The organism is Corynebacterium sp. HMSC064E10 (assembly GCF_001812505.1).
Taxonomy (GTDB): Bacteria; Actinomycetota; Actinomycetes; order Mycobacteriales; family Mycobacteriaceae; genus Corynebacterium; species Corynebacterium amycolatum.
In genome coordinates this window covers 473,677-498,757 of sequence record NZ_KV809174.1, presented here as the reverse complement: position 1 = coordinate 498,757, position 25,081 = coordinate 473,677, and the positions used below count along the sequence as shown (strand labels likewise).

The window sequence follows — 25,081 nt, the reverse complement described above, 5'->3', positions numbered from 1 at the left end:
TTAACCCCGAACTTCACCGGAGTTGGGCGCGCTTGACGACGAAACCCCACCTCGGCAGCCAAGGTTGACCGCCTAGTCCTCGAACACGGGATGCACGTCAAAGCAGCTGTGCGAGCCAGTGTGACATGCGGCGCCGTCCTGCACTACCTGCATCAGCACGGTATCGCCATCACAGTCCAACGCCAGCGATGTCACCGTCTGGAAGTGGCCGCTAGTCAGTCCCTTGATCCAGTACTCCGACCGCGAACGCGACCAGTAGGTGCCGCGCTTGGTGGCGATGGTGTATGCCAGGGCGTGGGAATCCATCCACGCCATCATGAGTACACGGCCTGTAGACTCTTCCTGCACAATTGCGGGAATCAAGCCGTCAGCATTGAACTTGGCGATGTTCGCGATATCTGCTGGGAGCGTGTACTCCCGCGGATCATCTCCTGCACCGTGAGCTGCAGCTCCTGGGGCTAGGTCCGTCACTGACGTACCTCGATTCCTTCACGGGCCATCTCTTCCTTGACCTCGGCAATGCTAACCTCGCCGAAGTGGAAAATGGAAGCAGCCAAAACCGCGTTGGCACCGGCGCGCACGGCTGGCGGGAAATGCTCCGCCTTACCCGCACCACCAGAGGCAATCACCGGAACGTCGACGGCAGCGCGGACCTTCTCCAGCAACTCCAGGTCGAAACCATCCTTGGTGCCGTCGCCATCCATGGAGTTCAGCAAAATCTCGCCGACGCCAAGCTCCTCGCCGCGGCGCGCCCACTCGACGGCGTCGATCCCGGCCGAGCGTGAACCACCATGCGTAGTGACCTCGAAGCCCGACGGTTGAGGCGTGCCTCCCTCGGGAACACGGCGGGCATCCACCGACAGGACGACACACTGCGCGCCGAAACGACGCGACAGCTCGCTGAGCAGTTCCGGACGTGCAATCGCAGCGGTGTTGACACTGACTTTGTCGGCTCCGGCGCGAAGCAGCTGATCGACATCCTCGACGCTGCGCACGCCGCCGCCGACCGTCAGCGGAATGAAGACCTCACTCGCGGTGCGGCGCACCACGTCGAGCATGGTGCCACGGCCATCCTTGGAAGCCGTGACGTCCAGGAATGTCAACTCATCAGCGCCCTCCTCGCCATAGCGGCGGGCCAGCTCGACCGGATCGCCGGCATCGCGGAGATTCTCAAAATTAACCCCCTTGACGACCCGCCCATTGTTGACATCCAGGCAAGGAATCACGCGTACTGCCAGAGACATAGTTTTTAAGTTCTCCTCGTGTTAGCTCAAAGTTGTGGCTCGACGGTTTGCGCAACCACCCAGCTCGGGGCGTCGCCCAAGTTTTAGCTCCGGAAAGTCTCCGGACGACCCAGTTGGTCAATAATCGACCGCAGCGTGGCATGGACATCTCGAGTTCCCGCTAGCACGCCTACGGAATCATGCCGCCAGGGATTGCCTGCCAAGTCTGTGACCACGCCACCAGCTTCGGAAATCTGCAGTACGCCGGCTGCGTTATCCCATACATGCGGTGAGAAAGTCACCGTGCCGCCGAATGCCCCCATCGCGGTGGAGCCCAAGTCCACTCCGACAGAGCCAGTAATTCGGATCGTCGGATAGCGCTCGCCCACCTTTGACAGCAACAGTTGGCGCCACTTACGTGGGAGTGTGCCGTCGGTACTCGCAATGACGGAGCCGAAGGCAATCGAAACCGGGCGACCGGCCTCGGCATCGATGTTGACGCGACGGCCGTTGACAAATGTGCCGCTACCTTTAGCTGAGGTGATACGACGGCGCAGCAGAGGCATGGAGGTAATGCCGACCACCGGCTCCCCCTCATGCATGAGTGTGAGCAGCATGGCACACAGCGGAAAGCCGTTGGAATAGTTCGTGGTGCCGTCAATCGGATCGATGACCCAGGCGGTATGTTCCTCGGGGACTTTGCCACCGAATTCCTCGCCGTAGACGGGCAGGCCAGAATACTGCGTGAGGAGCTGGCGCAGACGACGCTCAATTTCCAGGTCGGTCTCCGTCGCGAAATCCCCGCGCGGCTTCATGACAACCGGGTCCGCGCCCACCTGCTGCGTGAACAGGCCTTCAACCTCATCGAGCGCCGCTTCAGCAATAGCGAGCATCGCCCGCGGTTCCAGGGCATCCATACTTTCTAAGTCCTTCATCCGCCGTCTCAGCCGGGGTGCCGTTTGCTCGTTAACGCTTTCGCTTGACGACGTCTCCCCGGCCCGGCCACGAAAGTGTTCTCTTTAGCCGCGAGCTACTGCCAGGGCCTCTTCCAGAGTGAAACGCCCTGCGTAGAGCGCCTTACCCACAATTGCGGAGTCAACACCCTCATCGACCAGCGTGGCAATAGCTGCAATGTCGTCCAGGCTGCTGACACCGCCGGAAGCGACGATTGGAGCATCGGTAGCAGCAGCGACCTCGCGCAGCAGTTCCACATTCGGCCCCTGCAGGGTGCCGTCCTTGGAGACGTCAGTCACCACGAAACGGGATGCACCCTGAGCATCCAGGCGCTCCAGCACCTCCCAGAGGTCACCACCGTCGGAGACCCAGCCGCGGCCGCGCAGGCGCCACTGACCCTCTTCGTTGAGGACGTCCAGACCAATGGCCACACGGTCGCCGTAGTTGGCGATAACCTCGCGGCACCACTCCGGGTTCTCCAGTGCGGCGGTGCCAATATTGACGCGGGCGCAGCCAGTTGCCAGCGCAGCTTCGAGCGAAGCGTTGTCACGGATACCGCCGGAGAGCTCCACCTTCACGTCGAGCTTGCCCACAACGTCGGCAAGCAGGTCGTAGTTCGAACCGCGACCGAACGCGGCGTCGAGGTCGACCAAGTGGATCCACTCAGCGCCTGCGTTCTGCCAATTCATGGCAGCTTCCAGCGGTGCACCGTAGGAAGTCTCGGTTCCAGCAGCACCCTGAACAAGGCGCACAGCCTGGCCATCGGCTACGTCTACAGCGGGCAGCAGGGTCAAACTCATGGGGGCTCTACTCTCTTCGACTTTTGGGCGTTGTGGCCATAGTCGCCACGACGCTTGTTGCTAGTTATCTCAGTATAGGTGGTCTAAGTGGCGAAATTCCGTCACCTACCAGGTAGTGCGGTTAGGGAAGATACTACCGATTGGGCAACTACAGCGTGTCCACCCAATTCTGCAGCAGCTTCAACCCTGCTTCGCCAGACTTCTCAGGGTGGAACTGTGTAGCCCACAGCGGACCGTTTTCTACGGCTGCGATAAACCGATCGGATTCGTGGGCAGACCACGTCACCAGCGGCGGAGCGATGCGAGAATCCGTATCAAGGTCCCACGTGCGCACACCGTAGGAGTGGACGAAGTAAAAACGCTGATCTTCCAGCCCCTTAAACATCTTTGAGCCTTCCGGCACCTCAACCGTGTTCCAGCCCATGTGCGGCAGAATCGACGCCTCGAGGCGCTCGACAGTACCGGGCCATTCACCACAACCCGGGGTGCCGGTGACAGCTGCGGATGCGTCGGTCTCCGCTGCATGGATGCCGTCGGCGTACTCGACGCCGCGGTCAAAGAGCACCTGCATACCAACGCAGATTCCCATCACCGGCCGACCACCTGCGAGTCGAGAGCCAATCAGGCGCGGCCCTTGCACTCGATGCAAACCCTCCATGCATGCGGCATAGGCACCGACGCCGGGAACGAGGAGACCATCGGCCTCCATCACGGTCTTCGGATCGGCGGTCACAATAACCTCGGCACCCGTGGTGGCCACAGCGCGCTCAGCTGAACGCAAATTACCGGAGCCGTAATCAAGGATGGCAACAGTTGGGGTCTTCGTCGAAGGTGAGACTTGTTCCATAGTTGGACATTTTAAGGCGCTGGGAATCGATGTTTCCCATTTACCCCAAGAAAACTGCCTGGACAGGCAAAAGCGCTGGTATACGCCCACCGAATACTTTGGTAAACTCAAGATTAACAACAGGTTAACTAAGTTATTGATTTATCCCTAATACTCCTGATTATTTTTCACAGAGAGACTCAGACGCTATGACTACCGCATCCGTTCTTAGTAAATCATTTGCCATTGTCCGCGAGGACCTTCACCGGCTCTATGGTGCAGCCTGCGATGCTGCGACTATCGATTCCATCCTCGACGATGTCATTGCAGAGCTGTCCAGCTCTGCGAAGGTGACTAACTTCCTCCCCGTCCTCGCCGAACGCGAGGCCACCGAGCGCATCAAGGCCGCGAGCGGATGCAAGGACTTCGCCCCGCGCCAAGAGATTCTCTTTGCCGATAGCCGTGGTTCCGGCCGCAGCCAGATTGCCACTGCCCTGGCCTACCACCTAGTTGGTGATGAAGTCTTTATCCGCACTATCGGCCTGACTCCAGAGGATGGCCTGAATCCGCGCGTCGTCGAAGCTCTTCATGATCGCGGGGTGGACACCTCGCGCCTCACTCAAAAGACGATTACTCCCCGTGTTTCCCACCGCGCCGATGTCGTAGTGCTCATGGGCATCGAGGAGACGCCGGCAGTCCCAGGCGACCGCTACGTGGAATGGGGTGTCGCGGATCCGGACAATCTCGCAGACGACGAGCTCCAGTCGCTTATCGACGATATCGAAACCCGCCTGCGGGCTCTCTTCACCGAGATGGACGTCGCCGTCGCGTAAACAGGCACGGCTGATCACACACCGGGGGTTGCATTTATTAACCAAAAAAGAGTGGCTGCGCTAGGACTAGCGCAGCCACTCTTTTTCTAACGTCTCTTTTTATGTAGTTACTTCTTCTTGCGGTCCCGAACCGTCAAGCGCGTCACTGCGTTCTTTGCCGGGCGGGCAACACGCACGGCTGCCTCCGGCGTATGACGCTTCACGGCATCTCCCAGACGACGCAGCGTAGCGCGGGTGTTCTGGTACTCCGCCACGCGGTGCTTTCCGATGATTCGGTCGAGCACCGCACCAATGAGGCCAACTGCCAGCAGAGCTGCTGCAAAGGCAAAGACAGCCGGGTACGGACGGAGCGCAGCCGCAGCTACGGCTCCCAGAACGAACGAGCCGATACCTGTGCCCGAGTCAAAGGACATGTTCCAGAAGGCACTGGCCTCAGCAGTACGGTCACGCGGCAGGCGGGCAAACATCAGCAGCAGAGCCTCATTTTGCACAATGCCGAAGCCCGCGCCGTAGAAAATGGCAGCGACCAACAGCAGCCAGGCCGACAGATCAAAGAGAACCACGCCGGACATCATCAGCAGGCCAATAAAACCACTGATCAATGCCGGAATCAGCAGAATTCCAGCCTCAGACTTACGGTCGGCGTAGATTCCTGCGAAGTAACGGAACACCATCTGCGCGCCACCGAGAACCGATAGAGCCAGACCAGCGACAATTGCACCAGAAACAGCATCAACCTCACGAGCTGCCGGTGCAAGGAAAGCGGAAATACCACCGAAGCCCATAGCAATCGTGCAGATTGCAAGCGCGGGAATGGCCACCAGCTTCCAAGTGGCAACGTGCTCAACTGGGCTCGGCTGCGTTGCTGCAGAGCCAGGAACGGGGTCACCGACATCCTCGTTGCCGCCCTTGCCCTCCTTCGGCGCTGGCTTAATCTTCGGAATGAATAGGGCCATCACCGAGCCAACGAGCGAAATGACGGCACCCAAAATATAAACCGGAGTGTAGGAGCCAGTCTTATCCGCAATGATGAGACCAAGTGGCAGGAAAATAAGCTCGGACAGACCAACGGCCACACCAAGTACACCAGAGGCCTTACCCAGGAATTTCAGGGGCACAAGCTCTGCGATCAATGCGGACTCGGCGACAGTCAACGCGCCGAAGCCCATACCACGCAAAACCGCAATCATGAGAACCAATGCAGCGTCAGTGCCGAAGATGTGCAGAATCGTCGGCAAGCCCAAGAACAGACCTGAAATCAGCATGGTCATGCCGTAGCCAAGATGGCGACACACACGTGGCGTCTGAGTCTGCGTCAGAACTGTGGCAGCCATGAAGACACCGGTGTAGGCACCGGCGAGCGAGGTTCCACCGCCATCGTCAAGAATTGCCTGCGGAATAACAGGCATGAGGAGAGACCAGCCACCGAAGGCGGCCATCACGGCGACTAGCGTAGGTACTAGTCCGGGCGCTTTCCACATGCTGTCCAGTTCGTCTAACTGCCTGCGGTCCATCACCCGGGACGCCATTTACTCCATCACTCCTAACAACCACAAAATCGCGCCGGCGAGAGCGATCACAGATAAAAGCCCGAGAACAATCGTTCCAACCCTTGATCCGGACTTATAGAGTGACCATGTTCCGCCCACCAGCAGACCAGCGACAATGAACAAAAAATAAGTGCTTAGCGTCGATGCGGTAGACACCTGCGCTAGAAGCACGTCTACAGACGTTGTTACCATTAGTCCCTCCAAAACTCCAGCTAAGGAAAAGAATTGGCCTGCCCTTAATAACTACCACGGCTGCCATTATGAGCTCGTTGTCGGTGCTATTTCGACTCGCAATGAACACGCATTAAACCGCCCCACTATTGCCCGTTACCTTGAAGTCATCCCCGATAATGGGAACAGTCGCTGGGCCGGGTACGGCTTAATCGCCCTGTAGTTTCAATAAACCGGGGTACCGCCCGGCACCAGAACATTCGATGACAGCTAATAGGGACGCGGCCGGAATCTCCAGGCTTCAATGTAGACGTGGGTGTGCGCCACGAATGTCATGACACCAGCGACTGGCAAATCCACCACGTTTTCCTAGGAGCCATCCATGTCGCAGGATATTCCCATCGACATTCTCCTGGGCCTAGACGTAGGCAAGTCTCAACACCACGCCTGCGCCTTAGACAAGGACGGCATAAAGGTTTTTGACAAGACTCTTCCCCAACTCGAATCAGAGTTAGCAGCACTCTTCGAAGACTTTCAGACTCACGGCACAGTCTTAGTTGTTGTTGACTAACCCAACACCATCGGAGCGCTCCCCATTGCGGTTACCCATCAACACGGTTGCCAGGTCTGCTACTTACCAGGCTCGGCCATGAGAAAAGCTGCAAATCTCTACCCTGGACAGGCGACAACCGACAGTCGCGACGCCTTCATCATCAGCCGACACTGCATGAACAATGCCGCACACCCTACGGGCGGTTGACCGAAACAGTGAAGTACTCGCAGCCCTTAGGATGCTGTCCGGCTTTGACGATGACATTTCTCGTGACTGCACCAGAACCGTCAACCGCTTACGCAGTCTACTCACCCAAATCTACCCCAGTCTGAAGCGTGTTTTCGCTGGCAGCACGCGTACCCACACCCCGACACTGGACTTACTCATCCATTACACAGGTCCGACAGGACTGAAAAAGACTGGTTGTACCCGGGTTCTGGCGTGGTTATCCAAGAGAAGCCGGCACAACCCGGACGTGCTGGTGGACAGCATTTTCGTGGCACTAGCGGCACGAACTGTTACTGTTCCCGGAACCGAGGCAGCCGAACTTGTTATCCCGCAGCTGGCAGCCAACATTAAAGCACTAAAGACCCAACGCGAAACTATCGTCGGCCAGGTCGACGGCGTGCTGGAGGATATCCCTGCCTCCGAGGTCTTGGATCGAATACGCCGGGAATCGGCATCAAGACCGCAGCACGAGAATCCTGCTTTCCATCGGTGATGGATCCGACTTCGCATCCTCTGGCCACCTGGCCGCCTATGCAGGAATTGCTCCTGTGACACGAAGATCAGGCTCATCAATACGAGGCGAGTTCCCATCCAGAACAGGAAACAAGCGACTGAAAAATGCGCTGTTCTACTGAAGCGTTTACTGCCATTCGAAGCCACGAAACATCCCGAACCTACTACGGGCGCAAAAGAGCAGAAGGCAAACGCCACAATGCGCCCCACTCATGTGCCCAACCAGACGCAGATGCAACGTCATCTACGCCATGCTCAAAAACAAGGAATTCTACCGAGAGACACTTACCAAACAATCAGTAGCAGTTTAAGCCGAGCAGCAATCAGATCCACCAACACCAGTTGATGGGCCCAATAATCGTGCATACCCCCCAAAAGAGTTTCACCTAAGAATTCCGATTTAGGCTTGACAAAAACATAGGCTCCCCCCACACACAAAACTGCACCTCCAAAATTGGGAACTATTTGAAAAGTCAGCACTAGCGCTTCCCCTCGGGGCTAAAGTCTGCGGATATGAGCCCGATGGACAATAAGCCCGAGTACCAGGATCTCCAGTACCAGGACATTGCCTTTGACAGCTACGTCCGGCGCCGCCAGGAATCACTTCAAACTGAGATTCCCCGATCTCAAGACCACTTTGAAATCGAGCCGGCCCACCAAAAGCTCATTAAAACGTCATCGCACTTTTTCTTGTCCACTGTTACCGGCGCTGGCTGGCCCTATGTCCAACACCGCGGTGGACCCGAGGGATTTGTCCATGTACTGAACCCCATGAAGCTGGGTTGGCTCGAATTTCATGGCAATAATCAGTTCGTCAATACCGGAAATGTTGACCGCGATAGTCGAGTCTGTATGTTTTTCATCGACTACGCTACGCGCAAGCGGCTCAAGCTCTTCGGCACAGCACAAGTGATTGAAAAAGCCGACGACCCAAAGCTGATGGATACGCTACGGCAGGTCAACGGCCGAGAAATCCGCAGCCCATATGAGCGCGCGATGGTAGTCGATGTCATTTCGGCTGATAGTAACTGTTCCAAATACATCAAACCTCGCTACACAAAGGAGCAGGTTGATGAGCGCATTGACCTCTACCGCCAGGACATCAAGGATTTGAAGCAGCAGGTAGAGGAATTAAATGCGCAGGTGGAACAGCTACAGGCGCAACTCGGGCGCGCGTAGCCTGCGAAAGCTATAGGGTGCCCTTAGTCGACGGCACACCGTGGACGCGCGGGTCGTCCTCGACGGCAGCACGCAGGGCACGGGCCACAGCCTTGTACTCAGCCTCGGTGATGTGGTGCGGATCGCGCCCGTAGAGACAGCGAACATGCAGCGCAATGCGAGCATTTAGGGCGAAGGACTCAAAGAAGTGCTCATTGATAACCGTTGCGTAGTGGCCACCAATAACGGCAGTCAACATCTGCTCTGGCTCGCCAGTACCAACAAAATACGGACGACCCGACACGTCAACCACTGCGTGCGTCAGAGTTTCATCCATTGGAATGAAGCTGTCACCAAAGCGGCGAATACCGGACTTATCCCCCAGTGCCTGGGCAAACGCCTGCCCCATAACGATGCCGGTGTCCTCCACCGTGTGGTGCGCATCGACCTCGGTGTCACCGTTGGCATGCACAGTCAGGTCGAAGCTGCCGTGGGAGCCGAAAGCGGTCAACATGTGGTCAAAGAACGGCAGACCTGTCGAAATATCGGTCTTGCCGGTGCCATCGAGATTCACCGAGCAGACGATGCTCGATTCACGGGTGGCGCGCTCGATCCGGCCAACGCGCTCAGTGCGCTCTGCCTCCAGATGGTCCTTATCACTGAAGTGCATAAGTCAAATCTCTCCTTGTAGTGGGGTGTACCGGCAGCATTTCGCTTAAGCCAGCGCGGTCGCTGCCAATTTCTTGGCCGCCGCCAGCAGCGCATCATTTTCGCTGGGCAGACCAATAGTGGCACGGAGACGACCGGGCACGCCAACGTCGCGAATGAGTACGCCCTCGTTCAAGAAGCTCTGCCATGCCGACGAGGCGTCGGCGAAACGCCCGAAGAAGACGAAGTTCGAGTACGAGTCAATCACGTCGTAGCCATAGCTGTTCAGGGCGGCTACGACGCGGTCACGCTCGTCGGCAAGCTTTGCGACGGTCGACAGCGTCGCATCCGAGTGGCGAAGTGCAACTGTGGCTGCGGCCTGCGTCAACGTCGACAGGTGATACGGCAGACGTACGAGCATCACAGCATCGATAAACGCTGGGTTAGCAACAAAGTAGCCGAGGCGACCGCCTGCGAAGTCGAAGGCCTTACTCATCGTGCGGGAGACAACCAACTTCGACGGGAACTCAGCCAGCAGCGTTGTCGCCGACGGCTCCTCAGTGAACTCGGCGTAGGCCTCATCGACAATGACGATGCCCGGCGCGGCTTCAATAATACGGCGCAGGTCAGCGAGCGTAGTCAGGTTGCCAGTCGGGTTGTTCGGAGTCGTGATGAAGATGACGTCAGGACGGTGCTCGGCAATTGCCGCGAGCGCACTATCCATGTCGATGTCGAAGGTCTCCGGGTCGCGGTCGATGCCGATGAACTCCGTCTGCGTGCCGGACGAGAGGATCGGGTGCATCGAGTAGCTGGGCACAAACCCCATTGCGCTGCGCCCCGGCCCGCCGAATGCCTGCAGCAGCTGCTGGAGAATCTCGTTGGAGCCGTTGGCAGCCCATACCTGGTCGACGGTGATGTCTACGCCAGTCTGGCGGGTGACATAATCGGCGAGTGCGCTGCGCAGTGCTACTGCGTCACGGTCCGGGTAGCGGTTGAGGTCAGAGGCGACCTTCTCCACCTGCGCCACCAGGTCGGCGATGAGGTCATCGGATGGCGGGTACGGGTTTTCGTTGGTGTTCAGGCGAACATCGACATCGAGCTGCGGGGCACCGTAGGCTTCCTCGCCGCGCAGCTCATCGCGCAGTGGCAAATCTGCCAACGCCAACTTGGCTACCGACGGCTGTGGCTGGTTCTCAGGCTGGTTGCTCATTAGTTGTTCCCCTTTTCTGCGCCATTGCCCTCAGAGCCGAGAAGCGTCTCAAAGCGGGCACGGATGGCCTCGCCGTGCGCTGGCAGTCGTTCTTCGTTGGCCAGGACTACTACGCTGTCGGCAACTTCCTTCAACGCGGCCTCGTTGTAGTCAATCATGTGGACCGACTTAAGGAAGGTGTGCGTTGACAGGCCCGAGGCGTGGCGGGCGGTACCAGAGGTCGGCAACACGTGGTTAGAGCCGGCCGAGTAATCGCCCAGCGGCACCGGCGAAAAGCGACCGATGAAGATTGCGCCAGCGTTCGTAATGCGTTCGGCATCCGCCTGCGCATTTTCGGTGTGGATCTCCAGGTGCTCAGCAGCGTAGGCATCTGCAACCTGGACGCCGATATTCATGTCGTCGACAAGCACGATGCCAGACTGCTTGCCAGTGAGCGCCTCGCGAACGCGATCGGCATTCATGGTGACCTCGTAGCGGTTTTCGACTTCTCGGTCGACGGCGGCGGCGAAATCAGCATCGTCCGTGATAAGCACGCTGGCAGCCATGACGTCGTGCTCCGCCTGAGAAATCAGGTCGTAGGCAACGGAGACAGGATCAGCGGTGTTATCTGCGAGAATGGCGATTTCGGTCGGGCCAGCTTCGGCGTCGATACCGACGACCGAGCGGCACAGGCGTTTGGCGGCAGTAACGAAGATGTTGCCCGGACCGGTAACCATGTCGACCGGCTCGAGGCTTTCATTTTCATCACCGTATGCGAGCAGTGCGACGGCCTGTGCACCACCGACGGCCCACACCTCGGTCACACCAAGCAGCTTGCAGGCAGCCAGGATGGTCGGGTGCGGCCAGCCGTCGTTGTCGGCCTGTGGCGGAGAGGCGACGACGAGGGACTTCACACCAGCTTCCTGAGCTGGGATGACGTTCATCAATACAGACGACGGGTAGACGGCGTTGCCCCCGGGGACGTAAAGACCGACGCGCGAAACCGGAATCCACTTCTCGCGGACAATGCCGCCGGGAAGAATTTCAACAGTCTTGTCATTCGGCTTCTGAGCAGCGTGGAACGCGCGCACGCGCCCGATGGACTCCTGCAGAGCAGAGCGGACGTCGTCTTCCAGCGCGGCTTCCGCGGCATCGATAACCTCCGCTGGAACGCGCATGGATGCCGGACGAATCCGGTCGAACTTCTCGGAGTACTCCATGGCCGCTTCCACACCACGGGCTGCCACGTCATCGACAACGGGCTTGACCGTGGGAATCATGGAATCAACGTCTGCCGCACCGCGCGGCAACACTCGACGCAGAGTGGCGGTGGTGGGAGTCTGACCGCGAAGATCAATAGTGGACAACATAATTAATTAGTAACCGCCTATTCGCACGATGGATTCATACGTGAGCACTTCAGAGTGACAAAGAAATGACAACAAAGTATTAAAAATCTGGGTCAAAGCCAAAGACTTTATCCACGGTTTTCGCTACTATTCGCCCTTAAAGGCACCCTTGAGTATGAACTAAGCATATATTTCTCACGTTAGGTTCATACCGATTGCCCCATTTAACCCCTCATACTGTGGCGCAAGTTAGCTCCGCCACAGTGACCCATTACAGTGTTAAGGAAAGTAGTAACCAGTCGTAGAAAGGTCAGCTGTTGAACCAGGTAGGAAACAGCCCGGATTTGCCGGAGCTCGTCGCAGCCTACGCAGACGCGACCGCAGCCGACAATTCCCTGGCCACGCGCCAACTGGAATCAGTTTTCGCGCATCATTTCTACAACCCACAACTCTTTTCTGCCCCGGAAGCCCACGGCGTTATCGAACACGTCGGCGCGTTTTACCGCATTGTCCGCGAGGTCACCGAATCGCTCGGCATGATGACAGCTGCGCACGATGCCGCCCTGAACTGGATGGTATGGGCATCCGATAACGACAACGTGCCGGAGTACTGGCGCGCCCGGGCACGGCTGGCGGCAGACGAAGCCCGCCGCTACACCACCTTTATCGCCGATGGTCAAACCTCTGCTGCCGCAGAGACCGAAATCCCCCTCATCGCACGCATGAGCAGGGAAATCACCTCGTACCGGGCACTCGTGCTTGCCGACGATTTGGATGCCCCAACCGGCAGCCACAGCGCGGTGACCACGGATGCGGATGGGCTGCGGCCGCAGGAATCGTCGGCAAGCGAAGAAGCGGATGAGCCGTTTAGCCCCCGCCAGTGGAAGAAGCGGGCGGCACTGACTGACGCGCTGATTCGGATTGCGAGCGCCTTGCGAAAGGTCAACCGCGAGGACTTGGCACGGGAGCTGCACGAGATGATTCGGGCACTGCCGAATGAGGATAAGTTTGAGTCGATTGCGCTGGCGAAGACTCTGACGGAGGCATCACTGCTGCACCGAGCCGGGAAGGTCGTCGACGCAGCGCGACTTTGCGCCTCACAGCTCAATGCAATCGGTAACCGCTCCGTAATCGCGGGCCTTGAGCTGAGGCAGAATTTGGCACGGTACTCGATAGAGACCGGTAATAGCGATACCGCGTTCCGAATGCTGTCGAACAACGTGGCAGTCGCGGACCAGCACAGACTGGACACTGACTATATTCTCGCGGTTCGTGAGATGGCAGACATCAACTTCGAGGTGGCACACAACAAGCCCGATGCCGAGGAGATGCTGAAGCTGACTCAGCGCGCCCAGGACGTGTCGGCAGACTACCCCGACTGTGAAATCACCATGGAAATCGCGCTGCTGAAGGCAACGGCACTGTACGAGCTCGGAGATTTCCGCCACGCCGGCCAGGAAGCGGAGTCGGTTGCAAAGTGGTCTGAGCCTACCCAGGATTCCGCGCGTACTGATTTTTCCTGTGCTATTGCGGCGGAATCGGCAGTCCAAGAGGGAAATACTGAACATGCGGCAGTGCTCTTCGACGCGCTGGCCGATATTCGTGCCGGATACTCGTCACCGATTTCACCTGCGGAAACTCTGATGGATGCCGCACTATCGCTCAGTAACGTGGGCGCCACAAGCGAGCTGACCGACCACCTGATGGAACGCTCGCGTGGCTACGTGGTTGGGTCCTGGGAATCGGCCAAGTGGCACGAGTCGCAGGCGCTGCTGTGCTGGTCGGTATGGGACAACGACGGCGTGTACAAGTACGCCGACGAAGCTGCCGAGCTTTTCTTAGAAGCCCACGCCCCTGCCGATGCCGCCCGCACGCTGACTATCGCAGTGCGTGCTGCTGCTAGTGACAACAATGAGGAACGCGCCCGCCGGTTCGCGACTCGCATCGGCGACCTAGTCGGCCCGGATCACCCGGTGCGCGATGAAGTTCGTGGACTAATGCGTAGCTTTTCAACCCCGGATTAACAGCGCATCCGGCTGTACAGGTCTGAAAAGCAAAGCAGTTTTGCATCTTCCCGATGCCACGGGCGAAGATAGTCCAATGGTCTGGTGGGAAGAAGAAAACTCTGAGTCTGAAATTCAAGTTGGCGATTGGGAAGCCGGCATCGCTGCCGACCACGTGTCAGTGAATTCGGAAAACGCATCAGCGACGGAGAACTCGTCCGACCCCTTGGACTTTCCTCCCCTGCCCAATCCGCTAAAGGCATTGCCGGACTCCCTCCCGGAGCTGCTGGTTATTTCCCGCAAGGCCGGCGCCACGCTCGACCACGTCACCAGTTGGCGCGCGGTCACCAAGTTCGCCCACACGCACTGGTTGGCCGACGCACCTACAAACTCCCCCGATGTCATTGGCGAATTCCACGCACTCAGGCATGCAGTTGCCGACCAACTCGAATTAGTAGAAGAAGCCACTGCTGCACGCGCCGAGTGGCTGCGTTGGGCAACTGAGGCCAACATTCGCCCCGCGATCTTGCACGCACGCTCCTACGGAGCATTCGCCGAGGCTGAGGCCTTCATCGACGCCAACCCCGGTGATGCCATCACCGGCCGTCGCCCCGAGGACTCCGAAATCCCTGAGCTGATCAGTCTTACTAAGGACATCGTCGCCACCACTCCACAGCCCGGCGAGGCCTATTACTACCTGGTCAGCGCGGCTGTTGCCGGCGCCGCAGCATCGCTGGCGCGCCGGGCGGAAATCGCCGGTCAGCTCTCTGAATGGTCCGCACGCTGGGCACCAAAGCGAAGCAGTTTCGACGATCGGAAGCTGTTGGAGGCGCAGCTCGCGCACAGCCGTGGTGAACTGCGCAGGGCCGCCCGCATCGCTGCCAGCGTCGCAGCGGCTCCTCAGTCGGAACCCGTCACCACGACGATTGAAGCGCGCCAATTTCTGGCTTTTCTCTCTCTGGAAGCTGGTGAGGAAGCGGAGGCAATCCGCCAGCTACGCCCAATCGTGCAGGCTGGTCTCGATGCAGGACTCACGGTCGCGGTGCTTCGCAGCGTGCGTCTGCTCTGTGCGCTTCTCAACGCCCACGGCGATTTCGCGGAATCCGCCGAATTTGCCCGCCGCGCGCTCGCCAGCGCCGAGGGCATGCCGGTCAACCCCATCACCATGGATATCCAGCTCGTTTTGGCCCGCAGTCTCCTCGATGCCGACGAGGTTGACGAGGCGCTGCGCTTTGCCGAACCAGTTGCGCACTGGTCAGCATTTACCGCCGATGAAGAACGCACCGACGCGGCGTTTTCTATTGCCTCCACAGCCGCGGGGCTCGGCAATAATCCCCGCCGGGCGGCAAAGCTGCTCATCGAGCACGGCGAGCACCTTGAACGCAACGGCGATACCAAGGGCGCTGCCAAGGCCTACCGTCAGGCTGCGCGTTCTATCATTCATGTCATTGACCTGGTCATTTCCGAAGAGGGCTCCGAATTCACCGCCGAGATCGTCTCTGAGGACGCTTCCGCCGCCATTGACCACACGCTCAGCGAGGCTGAGGACCTTCTGCTGCGTTCTCAGAAGCTCATCTCCGACGACTGGTCACTCGCCGACTGGCACGACGATGCCGCCTACGTCTTCTACTCCGCTGGCCGCGACACTTTGGCCATCAACCATGTGGAAGCCGCCGCGAAGGGCTACCTGCAGTCCGGCGATGGCGAGGAAGCCGCCCGCGCGCTGCTGGCGGGGGTTCGCTACCGTCTCGACGCGGGTGATTCCGACGGTGCCGCCGCCTATGCTCGGCGCGTCGAAGAGCTTCTGCCCCGCGACGTGTGGGAAGGCCATCCTGTTCTCGATGCCCTTGACGTCATCATCATTCAGTCGCTTGACGACGAATACTAGCGCCCCGCCCACTTCGGTGCTGGCGGTGGCACAAAGTAGAGTGTTAGGTCATGACTACTTCTGGTGATTCCGCGACTTCTAGCCCGCAGCAGCTTTTCGACGCCGCCACGGCATTGGCTGAGGAAAACAACCTCTGGGAAGCAGCCCTAACTCTGATGCAGGGGTTCGAGGAGCTCGGCGACAAGGCTGATGCCCCACAGACCGACAGTCTGGGGCGCCCCATCCGTGGCTCTGCACCAAAGCTGATGGACAAGGCCGCGGATTGGTTGGATCTGCTGGATAACCTGGAGAAAGACGGCTTCGAGCCGACCGCGGACACCCCACCGCGCCACTTGCGCTGGGCGATGTGGCACACCTTGAACGGCCAGGCAGAGATTCGTCGAGGACATCAGGGGCGCGCCATTGATCACCTGGAGTTGGCGGCGGGACTTTTCCAGTCCGACAAGCTCAATATCCAGGCCGTGCCTCTGCTTGCACAAATTGCACAGTGCCACCTGCATTTGGGCGATGCCGGTGCTGCGGAGAAGGCGCTTTACCGCGCACAGAAAACCTGTGATGAGCAATCGCGGGAGCGCTGGGGGTCAGCACTAAGCGAGATTGGGGCAGAGATCGCCCGTCGCCTGTAGGCGAAGCTACGAGGCGAAACCGGGGCTGATTCAGCTACTGCTCGTCGAAGTCGAGTCCGACATCGAACACCTTGGCCGAGTGGGTTAGCGCGCCCACAGCCAGGTAATCGACACCACAGGACGCGTACTCACGAGCCACATCGATGGTCAGTCCGCCAGAGGACTCCAGCTGGGTTGCCGGAGAAATCTGCGAGCGGCGCTGTACCGCAATCTGAGTCTCCCAAACTTCGAAGTTGTCCAGCATGACGATGTCCGGCTTCATCGGCAGGATTTCATCGAGCTGTGCGAGGGTATCGACTTCCACCTCGCACGGCAGCTCCGGATACTGAGCCCGCACCCTCTTCAACGCACCGGACACGGAACCGACGGCCACCACGTGGTTGTCCTTAATCAGTGCCTCATCGCCCAATGCATAGCGGTGGTTAATTCCGCCACCGCAGGTCACCGCATACTTTTCCAGGTTGCGCAGACCCGGCAGTGTCTTTCGGGAATCGCGCACCCGCGCACCGGTGCCAACGATTGCGTCAGCCCACTGGCGCGTCGCAGTAGCTACACCACTGGCGTGCGTGAGGATATTCAGCATTGTCCGCTCAGCAGTCAGCAACCCCCGAGTCGGCGCAGAAATCGTTGCCAGCACTGTGCCAGGACGCACCAGGGTGCCATCTTCAACGTGCTTTTCGACGGTGAACTCACCCGAGATGACCTCCTGCAGCGTCCACTCCACCGCATCGATAGCCGCGATAACGCCCTCTTGCCGGGCCACCAGGCGGGCGCGTGCCTGCGCAGCTGCCGAGACTGTCGACAGCGAAGTCACATCCGGCCCGAAGCTCATATCTTCCTGCAGTGCCGTCCGAATGAGTCCGCGGGTGATGTTTTCGTTCAGCACCCCGCGCAGAGTGTCCTTCTCAAGAGTCATGGCTAGCTAATCCCCGTCCTTTTCAAACCAAGTGTGGCACCCCAAAGTATATGGTCGTGCCAATGCCGCTTCGACGACTTTCCTTGCGGCCACGACCTGAACCGATTGCGGGAGCCGATCGATAACCGCCAATGCCTGCCGCAAACTCTGCTCATTGCGCGTTACACCAGCGCCTTCCTGCATCGCAGTCTGCAACCGGAAAAGCTGGCGCGGTTCCAGTTCCGGCCGTGGCTGCGGCAGGCCTTCAACCGCCGCTGCGAATTCCTCGTCCCCGACCGGCACAGCGTGTGTTTCAGCGACTTTTTCGGCCACTCGCTTGCCGACGACCAGTCCCTCCAGCAACGAATTGGAAGCCAACCTGTTGGCACCGTGCAGCCCCGTCGCGGAGCATTCACCGGCCGCAAAGAGACCCGGCGCTCTAGTTGCACCGAATGGGTCGACGGCAATGCCACCACAGGTGTAGTGGACCGCCGGGGCCACGGGAATGAGGTCCTTGGTCGGATCAATCTCCGCTGCGGTCAGGCCCGCTGTGATCGTCGGAAAGCGGACGGCGAAGTTGTCGATGTGACGTGCGTCGAGGAAGACATGGTCCTCGCCGAGCTGACGCATGCGAGTCGCGATGGCACGCGAGACGATATCGCGCGGAGCCAGGTCTCCGCGTGGGTCAACGCCGGCGGTCACACTGTTTCCCCGGGAATCGACGAGGATGGCTCCTTCACCACGGACAGCCTCGCTGATGAGATGGCGTCGGCCGGTGCCGTCTGATGCCGAGCGCTCGTCATAGAGCACTGTCGGGTGGAACTGGATAAACTCCATGTCCCGAATCTCCGCGCCAGCATCGGAGGCCATGCCGATAGCCTCACCGCGGGCGCCCGAAGGCGCCGTAGTCGCGCGGTAAATATGCCCCACGCCACCGGTAGCCAGCAGAGTTGCACCTGCGCGAATAGCGCCGCCACCACGGGGATCCGCTACCAGCGCCCCCAGCACGCGGCCGTCTTTGCCAACGATGAGCTGGCGCGCTGTAGCGTTCTGCAGTACTCGCACGCCGGTAACTGAGGCTTCTAGGGCGCGCTCAATTTCAGCACCAGTGGCGTCACCACCGGCATGAATGATGCGCCGCGCGTGGTGTCCGCCCTCTTTGGTGCGGGAATATACGGCCGGGTTATCCGGCGCCGGGTCAAATGTGGCGCCTAGCCCAATCAGCCACTCGGTCGCCGCAGCGCCGGCACGGATGATAGAAGCCACGGCCGCTTCATCGCAGTGGCCGGCACCGGCATCGAGGGTGTCCGCGATATGGGAATCAGTGGTGTCCTCGAACCCATTGGCCACATGGCCGCTGGGGTCGTCGTCAAGCCCGACGACCGCGAGCCCGCCCTGTGCGAGATTCGTGGCGGCATCGGCGAAACGCAGCTGTTTGCGGGCACCGACACGCCACTCGACGCTGTCGATAACCAGCACGTCGAGGCCGAGCTCAAGGGCTCTACGCGCAGCACTGAGCCCTGCGACTCCCCCGCCGATGACGAGGAAGTCACACGTCAGTGTCCAACTGTCGAATGATGAGCGCAGACCAAACGTGTTACTCGCCCCCGCCTGGATTACCGATGGCGATCATGCGCTCGACCGAGGCGCGCGCCTTGTCGGCGACCTCAGGGGCGACGTCGACCTCATCGGTGCCCTCAACGAGGCAGCGCAGCAGAGCCGCCGGAGTGATGAGCTTCATGTACGAGCAGGAAGCGCGGTCGTTGACCGGCTCAAAGTCGACATCCGGTGCGGCCTTGCGCAGCTGGTGGAGCATGCCCACCTCAGTGGCCACGAGCACCTTGCCGTTGGGCTTGTTCTCCTTCAGCTTCTGCGCCTCGGTCAGCATCTCGCCGGTGGAGAGCATCTGCACGCGCTCCGGCTCAATGGTGCCTTCACCCGCGAGGTAAATCGCAGAGTTCGCGCAACCGCACTCCGGGTGAATGAACAGCTGCGAATCGGCGTTCTCTTCCGCGCGGTGCGCGAGTTCCTCACCGTTGATGTTGGCGTGGACGTGGCACTCACCAGCCCATACCTTGATATTGTCGCGGCCGGTCTCACGGCGGACGTGTGCGCCGAGGAACTGATCCGGGTTGAACAGGATCTCCTGGTCTTCCGGGATGGACTTGACCACGTCGACGGCGTTGGAGGAAGTACAGCAGATGTCGGTCAGAGCCTTTACGTCTGCCGTGGTGTTGACGTAGCTGACCACCAGTGCGCCGGGATTCTCAGCCTTCCACTCGGCCAGTTCGTCTGCAGTGATGGAGTCCGCCAGGGAGCAGCCGGCGCGCTCGTCCGGAATAAGGACAGTCTTCTCAGGGCTCAGAATTTTGGCGGTTTCCGCCATGAAGTGGACACCACAGAAAACGATGACATCGGCATCGGTTTCCGCAGCGATGCGGGAAAGCCCGAGGGAATCGCCGGTGTAATCGGCAATATCCTGAATCTCCGGCAGCTGGTAGTTGTGCGCAAGAATTACGGCATTGCGTTCGCGGGCGAGGCGCTTAATCTCCTGAGCCCAGCGCTCATCTGCAATTACGCCACCGTAGCGGCCATCTTTATCGACTACCGATTCGTACAGATCCGATTCAAGGCGCGGCAGGCTGGAAGCATTGGCCGCAAGGCTGGTATTCACGGAAAACTACGTCCTTACTTCAATGGGCTGTGGCTACGACCGGAGAAAACGCCGTCACCGTTACCGGCAACGATCCCCGGAGGCATTCGCAGCGGACTCAAACGGGCAAGTGCAAGAGACCTAAGCTCGCCACACAATATCGAAAATGCCCCTAAATCGGGGCGAATACCGGCATCGAGGACGAACCTATTTCCCAAAATTGTAAGGCTTGTATAAGCCTATTTCCCAATAACTACCCCTGTTCAGTAGGAAGTAGTGCTTTACGACGGCCCCCGCGCAGAACCTCACTGTCTCACTTAGTGACCGAATCTGCGTCCGTAGCATTGTCCGCAGCGCTCTCGTTGCCTCCCGTGAAGTCCGTTTGGAACAACACCCGGGACCACAGTGCGAGCATAGCAACCAGTGGCGCGACCAGCAGTGCTACATAGGTTTTGAAGTCCGGAATCACCGAGAACTTATCGCCCGGCTGCATTCCCGCCAGATTCGGCTGGAGCAATGCCGCAACCGACTGACCGACGAGGTACGTCACTGCTGCACTCATCAACGCGGAGAAACCTGCCCATCCAATTGCCGTGAGCATCTGTACAGGGGTCGTGATGGCACGGTTTCGGAAGGTAGTAATTCCCAGCACCAGGCCGCTGATGGCAGTGACAGCAACAAACCAGAGCAGCCCAATAAAACCAGCGTCAACGGTTTCCTGAATAATCGCTAGTTGGTTATTGGGGAGCATTTGCACTTGCTGCTTGGGCCGCAGGAATGCCCAGGCCACTCCCGTTACCGATCCCGTTACAACGGAGAAGAGAACAATACCCGAGGCCATTGCCACGCTCTGCTTTTCAACGTGTGGGACTCGGGTATTTTTCATAGTCATAGTTGACAAACTTACCTCACGGCGCGCATCCAGTACTAGCGCGCCTGAACGGCGCACTTGCACAACCAGCACCTTTTATCGCTGCTCCAACATAACGGAGTCTACTTCGCCGTGGCGCGAGCACTTTGCAGTCCAGCCGTCCGGACGCACCTGCACCACCATCCGACGTCCACAGAGCTGGCAGAACCGAGGTGCCTCCAATCCAGCTTTTGCACCATAAGAGCGTTCGCGCACTTCACCAGCTTGGAGGTCGGCGCCGGTAAAAGGATCGAACTTGGGCTCGTCTCCCAGCACCATGGCCTGGAGCAGCTCTGTGGAGTCGACTTTCCTACTCCGCGTCGCGCGCGGGCTAGATGTCCGAGGCTTAGACAGTTGCATTGAGGGCCTTAATTGGAAGTCGTACCTTGCCAAGCATGTCCAGGTCCTGCTCCGCCGGACGGCCCAGCGTGGTCAGGTAATTACCGACAATGACAGCGTTGATACCGCCGAGCAGCCCCTTTTCTGCACCCAGGTCTCCCAGGGTGAGCTCACGACCACCAGCAAAACGCAAGATAGTCTTCGGCAATGCCAAACGGAAGGCACCGATGGCACGCAGTGCATCCTTGGCTGGCATCGGCTCGCGACCGGCGAACGGAGTGCCCGGGCGCGGGTCGAGGAAGTTCATCGGCACCTCGGTCGGGTTGAGCGCCGCCAGGTCCTGAGCAAACTCAGCGCGCTGCTCAAGGGTCTCGCCCATACCCAGGATGCCGCCACAGCAGACTTCCATGCCAGCTTCGCCGACCATACGCAGGGTGTCATGGCGCTCTTCCCAAGTGTGGGTGGTCACGACCTGCGGGAAGTAGCTCTTGGCGGTCTCAAGGTTGTGGTTGTAGCGGTGAATACCAGCCTTGGCCAGGCGATCCACCTGTTCCTGCGTCAGAATGCCCATCGATGCGGCCACATTAATGTCAACCTCTGCCTGAATGGCGGCGACGGCCTGTTCCATCTGGCTGAGCAGTCGCTCATCCGGCCCCTTTACTGCAGCAACGATGCAGAACTCAGTCGCACCAGACTTTGCAGTCTGCTTGGCGGCGTCCACCAGAGCCGGGATATCCAGCCATGCCGAACGTACCGGAGACTCGAACAGACCCGACTGCGAACAGAAGTGGCAATCCTCTGGGCAGCCGCCAGTCTTCAACGAGATAATGCCTTCAACCTCGACCTCTTCGCCGCACCACTTCAAGCGCACCTCATGAGCCAGCGCCAGCAGATTCTCGATGCTGTCGTCGTCGAGGTTGAGAACCGCCAGGGTCTCCTCGTAGTTCAGCCCCTCTCCGCGGGCGAGCACCTTTTCGCGGGCGAGTTCCAAAATGTCCTGCTGCTGTTGAGTCATGGGGGCGACACTCCTTGAGGCTGGGGATAAAACTTGAACACTGTTTGAGAAGTTGTTCAGTTATCAAACTTAATACCGCATCTACAGAATGTCGAACAGGGTTCAATTCCCGTCGTGTCGCGGTTTTACGCTCCGCATTTCAGTCTTGAGACATCTTCCAGATGATTCTTCTTTCGTCTACGGTAGGCAGTGTGCAATTGACCAAGGACATCATTGTCGACGCAGCTCTTACCATTCTCAACGAGTACGGACTCGGCGATCTCACAATCCGCCGTCTGACTCGCCACTTGGGTACCGCCGCTGGCGCAATGTACTGGCACTACCCTTCCAAGCAGGCACTGCTCGGCGCCGTCGCTGACCGCATCTTGACTCCCTGCACAGAGTTTTCCGCCACAGGCGATTGGCGCGCCGACACCGAAGTCATCGCCGAGCTGCTCTACTCCTGCCTCACCGCTCATCGGGATGGCGCCGAGGTCGTCTCGGCCGCGCTGGCTACGGGCACCGCCACGATTCGCCCCGAGCAATTGCTTGCCGACGTCCTGGAGAACGCACCCGAAACCTCCATCAGCACCCCATCAGCGACTGATACCGCGTCCGTCCTCGTGTATTTCATTCTCGGCGCGACAGTCGACCAGCAGACAGCCATCGCGCTTAATCTGAACGGCGCCAAGTCTGTATCTGACAGGGGTGACACTAATGGCGAGAACAACGCTAGTACGGGCGCTGCGGCCGAGGCTTCCTCTGAAGATGCCGCTGAACAGGCAAAAGAGCTCGGTCGCCAGCGCATTGCACTGGGAACCGAGCTCTTTATCGCCGGAATTGCGGGGGTTGCCGGGATTAAGGGAACCGCAGGTCAGTAAGCCCCACTGAAGCATTCGCGGTCATAGCCAAACCCTGGCATTAAAGCACCAGAGCTGCTACCCAACCAGCTGCCAACAGCGGCAGGTTGAAGTGCAGGAAGGTCGGGATAACCGAATCGCGAATGTGGTCGTGCTGCCCATCGGCATTGAGACCCATCGTCGGGCCGAGCGTCGAGTCCGATGCCGGCGAACCAGCGTCACCCAGAGCACCTGCAGTACCAATGATGGCGACGGTAGCCATCGGCGAGAAGCCCAGCGACAAACACAACGGCACGTAGATGATGGAGATAATCGGCAGCGTCGAGAAGGATGAACCAATACCCATCGTGACCACCAGACCGACGACCAGCATGGCGAATGCAGCGGCAGGCTTGTTGCCTGCAAACAGGTCTGCAGTGGCGGTCACCAGCGGCTCGACCTGGCCGGACTCCGACATCACCGAGGCGAAGCCCTGTGCGGAAATCATGATGAAACCAATCAGGGCCATCATCTTCATACCGGCAGTGAATACGTCGTCCGCCTCACGCCAGCGCACCGCACCGGTAAGCATGAAGATTGCCAAACCAGTGAGGGCACCAATCAGCAGTGGATCGGCATCGGTGTCCATGGAGTTCATCACAATCTGGACGACGAAGGTCACCACAATCGCAACGAGAGCAACGATGACTCGGTACTTCGACACAGGTTCATCAGACTGCGATTCCATATGCGAGGACTCGGCAATCGGCAGGTCTTCGTAATGCCGTGGCTTGCGGTAGGAGAAGAACACCGCAATGGCCAGACCAGTCAGCATACCGAGAGCCGGGATGCCCATCGTCATCATGATGTTGATATTGGAAACATCAAGGCCGGCGTTTTCGATGTTGCCCAGCAGAATGTCGTTCAAGAAGATAGAACCGAATCCGACCGGAACCCACATGTACGTGGTGATCAAACCGAAGGTCATCACACTGGTTATCATTCGGCGGTCGATGTTGAGACGGTTAAATACCGGCAATAGCGGCGGAATGATCAGCGGGATAAACGCGATGTGAACTGGGATGAGGTTCTGCGACATAATCGCCATGGCCAAAATACCGGCCACCATACCCCACTTGGTCCATGCTTCTGCCTTAGATTTAGCGCCTTCATCCTCGGCGCCAATCTTGGCAATCAGCCAATCGGCCAGCAATTTGGGCAGCCCAGAGGATGCCACTGCCATGGCAAAGGCACCCAGCATGGCGTAACTCAGGGCAATCTTCGCACCACCAGAGAGGCCTTCCTGGAAGGCAACCATTGTGGCATCGAGCCCCATACCGGCGGAAAGACCACCGACCAAGGCGCCAATAAACAGCGCTAGCACAACGTGTACCCGGCAGACCGCCAGGATTAGCATCACCAAAACGGCGAGAAGAACGGCATTCATAAGGAAAATATTAAGGCAACCTTAAGTATTTCCAGCAACCGGGCTAGAAAGATTTCACCCCAAAATCTTTACACCCCGGCTAATGCGACTAATCAATCGAGACGAGTCCCTGGCCGCCCTGCACTGCGTCACCGACTTCGACGTGAATAGAGCCGACGGTGCCTGCAGCTGGGGCCGTAATCTCGGTTTCCATCTTCATTGCCTCGAGAATGAGCAGCACCTCCCCGGCCTCAATCGTCTGGCCTTCCTCGACCAAAATCTTGCTGACCGAACCTGCCAGTGGCGCCACCACCGAATTGGCGGAGACACCCGAGACACTAGCGGTGGCTGGCTCAACGGAAGCGCTAGACGACCCACCCAAAACGATGGGCGAAAGACGCTTGGGCTCCTCAACTACTTCAACGTCGACATCGTAGGCAATGCCGCCGACAGTCACTTTCAATTTCATGGCTCAACAATCCTCACGTAGCAAAAGTCAATGAATCAGGCTCA

At 59.0% G+C, this 25,081-nt stretch carries 23 protein-coding genes and 1 pseudogene; 7 read left to right on the top strand and 17 right to left on the bottom strand.

The features are described from left to right. Positions 1 to 72: 72 nt before the first annotated feature. From hisI to hisH, 5 genes are all read right to left on the bottom strand, one after another. Entirely contained in the window at positions 73 to 471 is a 399-nt protein-coding gene (hisI, locus tag HMPREF2860_RS10485) for a phosphoribosyl-AMP cyclohydrolase (protein ID WP_038625714.1), read from the bottom strand. Continuing rightward, entirely contained in the window at positions 468 to 1,244 is a 777-nt protein-coding gene (gene hisF, locus HMPREF2860_RS10480; RefSeq protein WP_005510401.1) for an imidazole glycerol phosphate synthase subunit HisF, read from the bottom strand. Before hisF ends, hisI begins: the two co-directional genes overlap by 4 nt. A gap of 83 nt (positions 1,245 to 1,327) precedes the next feature. Continuing rightward, complete coding sequence (locus HMPREF2860_RS10475; RefSeq protein ID WP_038625716.1) at positions 1,328 to 2,140, bottom strand: inositol monophosphatase family protein; 813 nt, start codon at positions 2,138 to 2,140, stop codon at positions 1,328 to 1,330. A 102-nt stretch (positions 2,141 to 2,242) separates the two neighbouring features. Next, complete coding sequence (gene priA / locus HMPREF2860_RS10470; RefSeq protein WP_016422946.1) at positions 2,243 to 2,977, bottom strand: bifunctional 1-(5-phosphoribosyl)-5-((5-phosphoribosylamino)methylideneamino)imidazole-4-carboxamide isomerase/phosphoribosylanthranilate isomerase PriA; 735 nt, start codon at positions 2,975 to 2,977, stop codon at positions 2,243 to 2,245. A 148-nt stretch (positions 2,978 to 3,125) separates the two neighbouring features. Continuing rightward, positions 3,126 to 3,824: an imidazole glycerol phosphate synthase subunit HisH gene (hisH, locus tag HMPREF2860_RS10465; protein WP_038625717.1), complete on the bottom strand. Its 699-nt coding sequence runs from the start codon at positions 3,822 to 3,824 to the stop codon at positions 3,126 to 3,128. Between the two features lie 188 nt (positions 3,825 to 4,012). Here hisH and HMPREF2860_RS10460 point away from each other — a divergent pair, with 188 nt between their 5' ends. Beyond that, positions 4,013 to 4,636, top strand: coding sequence for an arsenate-mycothiol transferase ArsC (locus HMPREF2860_RS10460; protein ID WP_070628914.1), 624 nt, complete (start codon positions 4,013 to 4,015; stop codon positions 4,634 to 4,636). Between the two features lie 107 nt (positions 4,637 to 4,743). Here HMPREF2860_RS10460 and HMPREF2860_RS10455 read toward each other — a convergent pair whose 3' ends face one another. After that, positions 4,744 to 6,165: an MFS transporter gene (locus tag HMPREF2860_RS10455; protein ID WP_070628913.1), complete on the bottom strand. Its 1,422-nt coding sequence runs from the start codon at positions 6,163 to 6,165 to the stop codon at positions 4,744 to 4,746. 574 nt (positions 6,166 to 6,739) lie between these two features. Between HMPREF2860_RS10455 and HMPREF2860_RS11360 the strand changes: the two are divergent. Together HMPREF2860_RS11360 and HMPREF2860_RS10440 are read left to right on the top strand one after the other, a co-directional pair. After that, positions 6,740 to 7,962: pseudogene (locus tag HMPREF2860_RS11360) on the top strand (IS110 family transposase). Between the two features lie 202 nt (positions 7,963 to 8,164). Further along, positions 8,165 to 8,830: a pyridoxamine 5'-phosphate oxidase family protein gene (locus HMPREF2860_RS10440; RefSeq protein ID WP_224786579.1), complete on the top strand. Its 666-nt coding sequence runs from the start codon at positions 8,165 to 8,167 to the stop codon at positions 8,828 to 8,830. Positions 8,831 to 8,840: 10 nt separating this feature from the next. Here HMPREF2860_RS10440 and hisB read toward each other — a convergent pair whose 3' ends face one another. From hisB to hisD, 3 genes are read right to left on the bottom strand one after another with little or no spacing between them, the layout of a single operon-like run. Further along, positions 8,841 to 9,479, bottom strand: a complete 639-nt coding sequence (gene hisB, locus HMPREF2860_RS10435) for an imidazoleglycerol-phosphate dehydratase HisB (protein ID WP_052155531.1) — start codon at positions 9,477 to 9,479, stop codon at positions 8,841 to 8,843. Positions 9,480 to 9,524: 45 nt separating this feature from the next. Continuing rightward, positions 9,525 to 10,667, bottom strand: coding sequence for a histidinol-phosphate transaminase (locus HMPREF2860_RS10430; protein ID WP_070628912.1), 1,143 nt, complete (start codon positions 10,665 to 10,667; stop codon positions 9,525 to 9,527). Beyond that, a complete protein-coding gene (gene hisD, locus HMPREF2860_RS10425) occupies positions 10,667 to 12,016 on the bottom strand; it encodes a histidinol dehydrogenase (protein WP_070628911.1) in 1,350 nt (449 codons plus the stop codon). Before hisD ends, HMPREF2860_RS10430 begins: the two co-directional genes overlap by 1 nt. A gap of 296 nt (positions 12,017 to 12,312) precedes the next feature. Between hisD and HMPREF2860_RS10420 the strand changes: the two genes are divergently transcribed. The 3 genes from HMPREF2860_RS10420 to HMPREF2860_RS10410 are packed head-to-tail and all read left to right on the top strand — an operon-like array spanning position 12,313 to position 16,512. Continuing rightward, positions 12,313 to 14,019, top strand: a complete 1,707-nt coding sequence (locus HMPREF2860_RS10420) for a hypothetical protein (RefSeq protein ID WP_038625724.1) — start codon at positions 12,313 to 12,315, stop codon at positions 14,017 to 14,019. Between the two features lie 40 nt (positions 14,020 to 14,059). Further along, positions 14,060 to 15,886 carry a hypothetical protein gene (locus HMPREF2860_RS10415; protein WP_224786580.1) on the top strand — a complete coding sequence of 609 codons (1,827 nt, stop codon included), beginning with the start codon at positions 14,060 to 14,062 and terminating at the stop codon, positions 15,884 to 15,886. A 50-nt stretch (positions 15,887 to 15,936) separates the two neighbouring features. Next, positions 15,937 to 16,512, top strand: coding sequence for a hypothetical protein (locus tag HMPREF2860_RS10410; protein ID WP_038625726.1), 576 nt, complete (start codon positions 15,937 to 15,939; stop codon positions 16,510 to 16,512). Between the two features lie 34 nt (positions 16,513 to 16,546). Here HMPREF2860_RS10410 and nadC read toward each other — a convergent pair whose 3' ends face one another. From nadC to bioB, 6 genes are all read right to left on the bottom strand, one after another. Continuing rightward, entirely contained in the window at positions 16,547 to 17,428 is an 882-nt protein-coding gene (gene nadC, locus HMPREF2860_RS10405) for a carboxylating nicotinate-nucleotide diphosphorylase (RefSeq protein ID WP_048734667.1), read from the bottom strand. Between the two features lie 6 nt (positions 17,429 to 17,434). Beyond that, on the bottom strand, positions 17,435 to 18,946 hold the full coding sequence (locus HMPREF2860_RS10400; RefSeq protein ID WP_239122805.1) for an L-aspartate oxidase: 1,512 nt from the start codon (positions 18,944 to 18,946) through the stop codon (positions 17,435 to 17,437). Positions 18,947 to 19,004: 58 nt separating this feature from the next. After that, positions 19,005 to 20,081, bottom strand: a complete 1,077-nt coding sequence (nadA, locus tag HMPREF2860_RS10395) for a quinolinate synthase NadA (protein ID WP_038625731.1) — start codon at positions 20,079 to 20,081, stop codon at positions 19,005 to 19,007. Between the two features lie 292 nt (positions 20,082 to 20,373). Next, on the bottom strand, positions 20,374 to 20,952 hold the full coding sequence (locus HMPREF2860_RS10390) for a hypothetical protein (protein WP_070628910.1): 579 nt from the start codon (positions 20,950 to 20,952) through the stop codon (positions 20,374 to 20,376). Between the two features lie 75 nt (positions 20,953 to 21,027). Beyond that, positions 21,028 to 21,330 (bottom strand): biotin synthase auxiliary protein BsaP, encoded by a 303-nt coding sequence (locus HMPREF2860_RS10385; RefSeq protein ID WP_070628909.1) that lies wholly within the window; start codon positions 21,328 to 21,330, stop codon positions 21,028 to 21,030. After that, on the bottom strand, positions 21,317 to 22,324 hold the full coding sequence (gene bioB, locus HMPREF2860_RS10380; protein ID WP_038625737.1) for a biotin synthase BioB: 1,008 nt from the start codon (positions 22,322 to 22,324) through the stop codon (positions 21,317 to 21,319). The genes HMPREF2860_RS10385 and bioB overlap by 14 nt, the downstream gene beginning before the upstream one ends. A 191-nt stretch (positions 22,325 to 22,515) precedes the next feature. Between bioB and HMPREF2860_RS10375 the strand changes: the two genes are divergently transcribed. Next, on the top strand, positions 22,516 to 23,184 hold the full coding sequence (locus HMPREF2860_RS10375; RefSeq protein ID WP_224786581.1) for a TetR family transcriptional regulator: 669 nt from the start codon (positions 22,516 to 22,518) through the stop codon (positions 23,182 to 23,184). A gap of 40 nt (positions 23,185 to 23,224) precedes the next feature. On the opposite strand, the gene HMPREF2860_RS10370 is transcribed toward HMPREF2860_RS10375, so the two are convergent. Both HMPREF2860_RS10370 and HMPREF2860_RS10365 read right to left on the bottom strand, forming a co-directional pair. Continuing rightward, a complete protein-coding gene (locus HMPREF2860_RS10370) occupies positions 23,225 to 24,589 on the bottom strand; it encodes a Na+/H+ antiporter family protein (RefSeq protein WP_038625739.1) in 1,365 nt (454 codons plus the stop codon). 88 nt (positions 24,590 to 24,677) lie between these two features. Next, positions 24,678 to 25,037, bottom strand: coding sequence for a biotin/lipoyl-containing protein (locus tag HMPREF2860_RS10365; RefSeq protein WP_038625742.1), 360 nt, complete (start codon positions 25,035 to 25,037; stop codon positions 24,678 to 24,680). Positions 25,038 to 25,081: the final 44 nt, after the last annotated feature.